Source organism: Bradyrhizobium sp. P5_C11_2, from assembly GCF_054049755.1.
The window spans coordinates 1-6063 of sequence record NZ_JBFULT010000460.1 but is presented as its reverse complement, the minus strand read 5'-3'; the positions used below and the strand labels follow the sequence as shown (position 1 = coordinate 6063).

Annotated in this window: 5 protein-coding genes and 1 pseudogene; 1 reads left to right on the top strand and 5 read right to left on the bottom strand. The window is 65.9% G+C overall.

Features of this window, described 5'->3' with window-relative positions; all coding sequences use genetic code 11:
- Positions 1-234, top strand: a pseudogene (locus tag ACXJL8_RS31025) (hypothetical protein); the annotation flags it as partial.
- A 49-nt stretch (positions 235-283) separates the two neighbouring features.
- Here the strand turns inward: ACXJL8_RS31025 and ACXJL8_RS31020 are convergent.
- The 5 genes from ACXJL8_RS31020 to kdgD form a co-directional block, all read right to left on the bottom strand.
- The gene (locus ACXJL8_RS31020; protein ID WP_456622078.1) at positions 284-553 is read right to left on the bottom strand and encodes a hypothetical protein; all 270 of its coding nucleotides are present in this window, start codon (positions 551-553) and stop codon (positions 284-286) included.
- A gap of 184 nt (positions 554-737) precedes the next feature.
- Positions 738-2279, bottom strand: a complete 1542-nt coding sequence (garD, locus tag ACXJL8_RS31015; RefSeq protein WP_456622077.1) for a galactarate dehydratase — start codon at positions 2277-2279, stop codon at positions 738-740.
- Positions 2280-2408: 129 nt separating this feature from the next.
- Positions 2409-3857 carry an aldehyde dehydrogenase family protein gene (locus ACXJL8_RS31010; protein WP_456686152.1) on the bottom strand — a complete coding sequence of 483 codons (1449 nt, stop codon included), beginning with the start codon at positions 3855-3857 and terminating at the stop codon, positions 2409-2411.
- A gap of 19 nt (positions 3858-3876) precedes the next feature.
- A complete protein-coding gene (gene gudD, locus ACXJL8_RS31005; RefSeq protein WP_456622075.1) occupies positions 3877-5220 on the bottom strand; it encodes a glucarate dehydratase in 1344 nt (447 codons plus the stop codon).
- A 26-nt stretch (positions 5221-5246) separates the two neighbouring features.
- Positions 5247-6063, bottom strand: an 817-nt coding sequence (kdgD, locus tag ACXJL8_RS31000; RefSeq protein ID WP_456686151.1) for a 5-dehydro-4-deoxyglucarate dehydratase, incomplete at its 5' end; no start/stop codon positions are given.

Below are 6063 nucleotides of genomic sequence, written 5' to 3'. Positions count from 1 at the left end.
GTCGAGACCAAGTCGATTGGTGTAGTCGGGACCGATCGGAAGTATCGCACCTATCTGAGCGATCCAGACATGGTGTGGCCGGACGGGATTACTGCCTCTGCCGACGGGTACATGTACGTGTCCGCGTCTCAGGTATCCGCAGCCGCCATGTTCCATGGCGGAAAGGCGGAAAACAAGACGCCGTATCTGATCTATCGGTTCAAGCCGATCGCAGCAGGCTATATCTCACGCTGACGGCGAGAGCGACGACCCCGGCAAGGGACAGCCGGGGTCGGAAACTATCTCAGCGTTCTTCGCTGGTCGCGTTGGCGCTCGCGAGCCGCTTGACGCGCGGCGACAGCACCGAGATCTGCGCAGGCGAGGCGGGCATGCCCGCGACGATCATCGCGGGCGCGGCCGACTGCTCCTCGACGCCGGCGCCGCCGAGGACCTGGACTTGCGTCGCCGAGATCGGAAACGACGTCACTTCGTAGGAGGGAAGCTCGGTGGCGAATGCACCGGACGAGCTCGCAATCATCGTGCCGAGAACGGCAATCATCGAAAGAACGCGCATGGGAAAATCTCCGTGGAAGATGGCAATCGGAGGTTTGGTCGCGGCGAGGACGCGACAGGTTCGCTCGTATGCGAACGTTCGGTCACCGTCGGCGGAGATATTTGGTTGCGTGATTCGCGCGCAATGAAGCGAAGACGAAATGCTTCGCTGAAGTGTTTCAGGATTGTTTCGCCGCCGCCGGCCTTCAGGTCACCGGCGCCGGATTGAACAGCGTCAGGTCGTTGTGGATGCCCCAGCGGTCCGACCACGGCTTGATACGGCCGCTGGCGACATCCAGGATCAGGCGGAACAGGTCCCAGCCGGTTTCCTCGATGGTCTGCTCGCCGGTGGCGATGCGGCCGGCGTCGAAATCGATCAGGTCCTTCCAGCGCCGTGCCAGCTCGCTGCGGGTCGCGACCTTGATGACGGGCGCTGCCGCAAGGCCGTAAGGCGTGCCGCGGCCGGTGGTGAACACCTGCAGCGTCATGCCGGAGGCGAGCTGGAGCGTGCCGCAGATGAAGTCGGAGGCGGGGGTGGCCGCGAACAGCATGCCCTTCTGCGTCGCCTTCTCGCCGGGTGCGAGCACGCCGGTGATCGCGGATGAGCCGGACTTGACGATCGAGCCCAATGATTTTTCGACGATGTTGGCGAGCCCGCCCTTCTTGTTGCCGGGCGTGGTGTTGGCGCTGCGGTCGGCGCCGCCGCGGGCCAGATAGGAGTCGTACCAGGCCATCTCGCGCACCAGCGCGCGGCCGACGTCTTCATTGATGGCGCGCCGGGTGAGCAGCTGGATCGCATCGCGCACCTCGGTGACTTCCGAGAACATCACGGTGGCGCCGGCGCGCACCAAGAGGTCGGCGGCGAAGCCGACGGCGGGGTTCGCGGTGACGCCGGAGAAGGCGTCGCTGCCGCCGCATTGCAGGCCGATCACGAGGTCGGACGCCGGGCAGGTCTCGCGGGTGCGCGCGTTGAGGATCTTCAGGCGCGCCTCGGCCTGGGTCATGATGGCGTCGACGATGGCGCCAAAGCCGTCGAAGGCCTCGTCCTGCATCCGCACGATGGCATCGCTGATCCCTTCCGGCACCAGCCGCTCGGGCGCGAGCTTTTCGCATCCCAGGCTGATGACCAGAATCTCGCCGCCGAAATTCGGGTTGAGCGCGATGTTTTGCAGCGTGCGGATCGGAACCACCGCATCGGGGGCATTGATCGCGACGCCGCAGCCATAGGCGTGGGTCAGCGGTACGACGTCATCGACGTTCGGATACTTTGGGAGCAGCTCGGCGCGGATGCGCTTCACCGCATATTCCATCGTGCCCTTGACGCATTGCACGGAGGAGGAGATGCCGAGGATGTTCTTGGTGCCGACCGAGCCGTCCGGATTGCGGAAGCCTTCGAAGGTGAAACCTTCGAGCGGCGGCAGGGGCGCGGGCACGGCGGTCGAGATTTCGAGCTTGTCCAGCGCTGGGGCCTCCGGCATGCGGATGCGCGCCTCGTCCACCCATTCACCGGCCAGGATCGGCGAAAGCGCGTAGCCGATCACCTCGCCGTAGCGGATGATCGGCTGGTCTTGTGCGATGTCGACCAGCGCCGTCTTGTGCCCCTGCGGCACGAAGGCGCGCAGCGTCAGCCCGCAGGCAAAGCGGGAGCCGGCGGGGAGCCCGAAATCATTGACCACGATCGCGACATTGTCGCGCTCGTTGAGCTTGATGTAGCGGGGCTGCTCTTTCGCTGCGACTGACTGGTCCATTGGCTTTGCCTCAGAAGCTGAAGTCGTAGGGTGGGCAAAGGCGCAACGCGCCGTGCCCACCATGCTTCACACCGAACGTAAGCGGTGGGCACGCTTCGCTTTGCCCACCCTACGATATCTTCCCCGTGGTTAACCCGGATAGGTGTAGGCCGTCTTCACGGTCGTGTAGAACTCGCGCGCATAGGAGCCCTGCTCGCGGGCGCCGTAGCTCGAGCCCTTCCGGCCGCCGAACGGCACGTGATAGTCGACGCCGGCGGTCGGCAGATTGACCATCACCATGCCGGACTCGCTGTTGCGCTTGTAGTGCGAGGCGTATTTCAKGCTCGAGGTGCAGATGCCGGAGGCGAGGCCGAACTCGGTGTCGTTGGAGATCGCCAGTGCCTCGTCGTAGTCCTTGGCGCGGATCACTGCGGCGACGGGGCCGAAGATCTCCTCACGCGCGATGCGCATGTTGTTGTTGGCCTCGGTGAACAGCGCCGGCTGGAGGTAGTGGCCGGGCGTCTCGCGCTTGAGCAGTTCGCCGCCGAAGGCAAGCTTGGCGCCCTCGTCCTGGCCGATCTTGATGTAGCGCAGGTCCTGGTCGAGCTGGCTCTGGTCGACCACCGGGCCGATATGCACGCCGGCCTTGAGCGCGTCGTCGACCGACAGCCCCTTCAGGCGCTCGGCCACCGCCGCGACGAAGCGGTCATGGATGCCTTCGGTCACGATCAGGCGCGAGGAGGCGGTGCAGCGCTGGCCGGTGGAGAAATAGGCGCCGTTGACGGCGACCTCGACGGCGGTCTTGAGATCGGCGTCGTCGAGCACCACCAGCGGGTTCTTGCCGCCCATCTCGAGCTGGAACTTCTTCATCGGGTTCGAGAGCACGCAGGCCTGCGCGATCTTGCGGCCGGTCTGCACCGAGCCGGTAAAGGAGATCGCGGCGACATCCGGATGATCGAGCAGGGTCTGGCCGACCACCGAGCCGGAGCCGACCACGAGGTTGAACACGCCTGCCGGAATGCCGGAGCGGGTGATGATCTCGGACAGCGCATGTCCCGAGCCCGGCACCAGTTCGGCCGGCTTGAACACGACGGTGTTGCCGTAGCAGAGCGCGGGCGCGATCTTCCAGGCCGGAATCGCGATCGGGAAATTCCAGGGCGTGATCATGCCGATGACGCCGACCGGCTCGCGGGTGAGCTCGACGTCGAGGCCGGGACGGACGGAAGCGCCCTTTTCGCCGATCAGGCGCAGCGCTTCGCCGGCGAAGAACGCAAAGATCTGGCCGGCGCGGGCGACCTCGCCGATGCCCTCGGGGAGCGTCTTGCCTTCCTCGCGGGCGAGCAGGCGGCCGAGCTCTTCCTTGCGGGCGAGGATTTCGAGGGAAATCTTGTTCAGCGCGTCATAGCGCACCTGTGGCGTCGACTGCGCCCAGGCGGGGAAGGCGGCTTTCGCGGCGGCGATCGCCTTCTCGGTCTGCGCCTTGTCGGCCTTGGCGTACTCGCCGACGAGGTCGTTGGTGTTGGAGGGGTTGATATTCTTGGTGACGCCGGAGCCGTCGACCCACTCGCCGCCGATGAAGTTCTTCAGGATTGCCGTCATCTATCGTCCTCCGAATTTTCTAACGCACGAGGCACGGGCGCTTGTCGTCAAACGTCCAGCCCGGGATCAAGTCCTGCATGGCAATAGCGTCATCCCGGGCGCCAAGTCCATGCTGCTTGTAGAGGTCATGCGCGGCTTCGATGGCTGCCCGGTCGATTTCGATGCCCAGGCCCGGCCTGTCGGGCACCGCGATCTTGCCGCCGGTGATCCGGAGCGGCTCCCTGGTCAGCGCCTGGCCATCCTGCCAGATCCAGTGGGTGTCGATCGCGGTGACCTTGCCGGGGGCGGCGGCGCCGACATGGGTGAACATGGCGAGCGAAATGTCGAAATGGTTGTTGGAGTGCGAGCCCCAGGTCAGGCCGTTGTCGCGGCAGGTCTGGGCGACGCGCACCGAGCCCTGCATGGTCCAGAAATGGGGGTCGGCGAGCGGAATGTCCACCGCGCCGAGGCGCAGCGCATGGGAGAGCTGCCGCCAGTCGGTGGCGATCATGTTGGTCGCGGTCGGCAGGCCGGTGGCGCGGCGGAACTCGGCCATGATCTCGCGGCCGGAGAAGCCGGCCTCGGCGCCGCAGGGATCCTCGGCATAGGCGAGGATGCCGTGCATGTCCTTGCAGAGGCCGATTGCCTCGTCGAGCGACCAGGCGCCGTTGGGGTCCAGGGTGACGCGGGCGTTGGGGAAGCGTTTTGCGATCGCGGTGACGGCCTCGATCTCCTGCTCGCCGCGCAGCACGCCGCCCTTGAGCTTGAAGTCGGCGAAGCCGTAGTGGTCGTGGGTGGCTTCCGCAAGCCGCACCACCGTCGCCGGCGTCATCGCCTCCTGGTGGCGCAGATTGAACCATTCCGGCTTGCCGGTCTCACCCTTGACGTAATCGAGCTTGCTCTTGCGCCGGTCGCCGACGAAGAAGAGATAGCCGAGCGTCTCGACGCTGTTGCGCTGCTGGCCCTCGCCGAGCAGCGCCGCCACGGGGAGCCGGAGATGCTGGCCGAGCAGGTCGAGCAGCGCGGACTCCACCGCGGTGACGGCATGGATCATCACGCGCAGGTCGAATGTCTGCTTGCCGCGGCCGCCGGCGTCGCGGTCGGCGAAGGCGGTGCGGATGTCGGCCAGGATGTTGTTGAGCGCGCCGACGGTCTTGCCGATCACGAGATCGCGTGCGTCCTGGAGCGTCTGCCAGATCTTCTGCCCGCCGGGCACCTCGCCGACGCCGGTGTGACCGGCATTGTCGGTGAGGATGACGATGTTGCGGGTGAAGAACGGCGCATGTGCGCCGCTCAAGTTGAGGAGCATGCTGTCGCGGCCCGCGACCGGGATCACCTGCATCGATGTGACGACCGGTGCACCAGAGACGTCAGTCTGGGCCATCGCACGCTCCTCCCTGTTGTCGTCTGTTATTCTGCCGCCTGTTGTGTCGATCGAATGGCGGGCAGATTTTTCACCAACGCGGTCAGTTCCGCGACCTCCTGCTCGGTGAGGTCGGTGAGCGGCGGGCGGACCGGGCCGGAATCGCGGCCGATCACCTTCATGCCGGCCTTGATGATCGAGACCGCATAACCCTTCTTGCGGTTGCGGATCGCGATCAGCGGCAGGATGAAATCCTTCAGACCGGCATGGATCGTCTCATGGTCGCGCTTGCGCACGGCGGCGTAGAAATTGATGGCGAATTCCGGAACGAAGTTGAACACCGCCGAGGAATAGGTCGTCACGCCCATGTCGAGATAGGGCAGCGCGAAGGTCTCCGCGGTCGGCAGGCCGCCGATATAGGTCAGGCGATCGCCGAGCTTGGTGTAGACGCGGGTCATCAGCTCGATGTCGCCGATGCCGTCCTTGTAGCCGACCAGGTTCGGACAGCGCTCGGCGAGGCGGGCGAGCGTGTCGGGCTGGAGGATGGCGTTGTCGCGGTTGTAGACGATGACGCCGATCTTCACGGAAGCGCAGACCGCCTCGACATGGGCGGCAAGGCCGTCCTGCTCGGAATGGGTGAGATAGGGCGGCAGCAGCAACAGGCCGTCGGCGCCGGCCTTTTCCGCGCCGATCGCGATCTCGCGCGCGATCGCGGTGCCGTAGCCGGTGCCGGCGAGCACGGGCACGCGGCCCTTGGTCTCGTCGACGGCGATCTTGACCACCTGCGGGACCTCGGTCGGCGTCAGCGAGAAGAACTCGCCGGTGCCGCCGGCGGCGAACAGACCAGCGACGTCATAGCCGCAC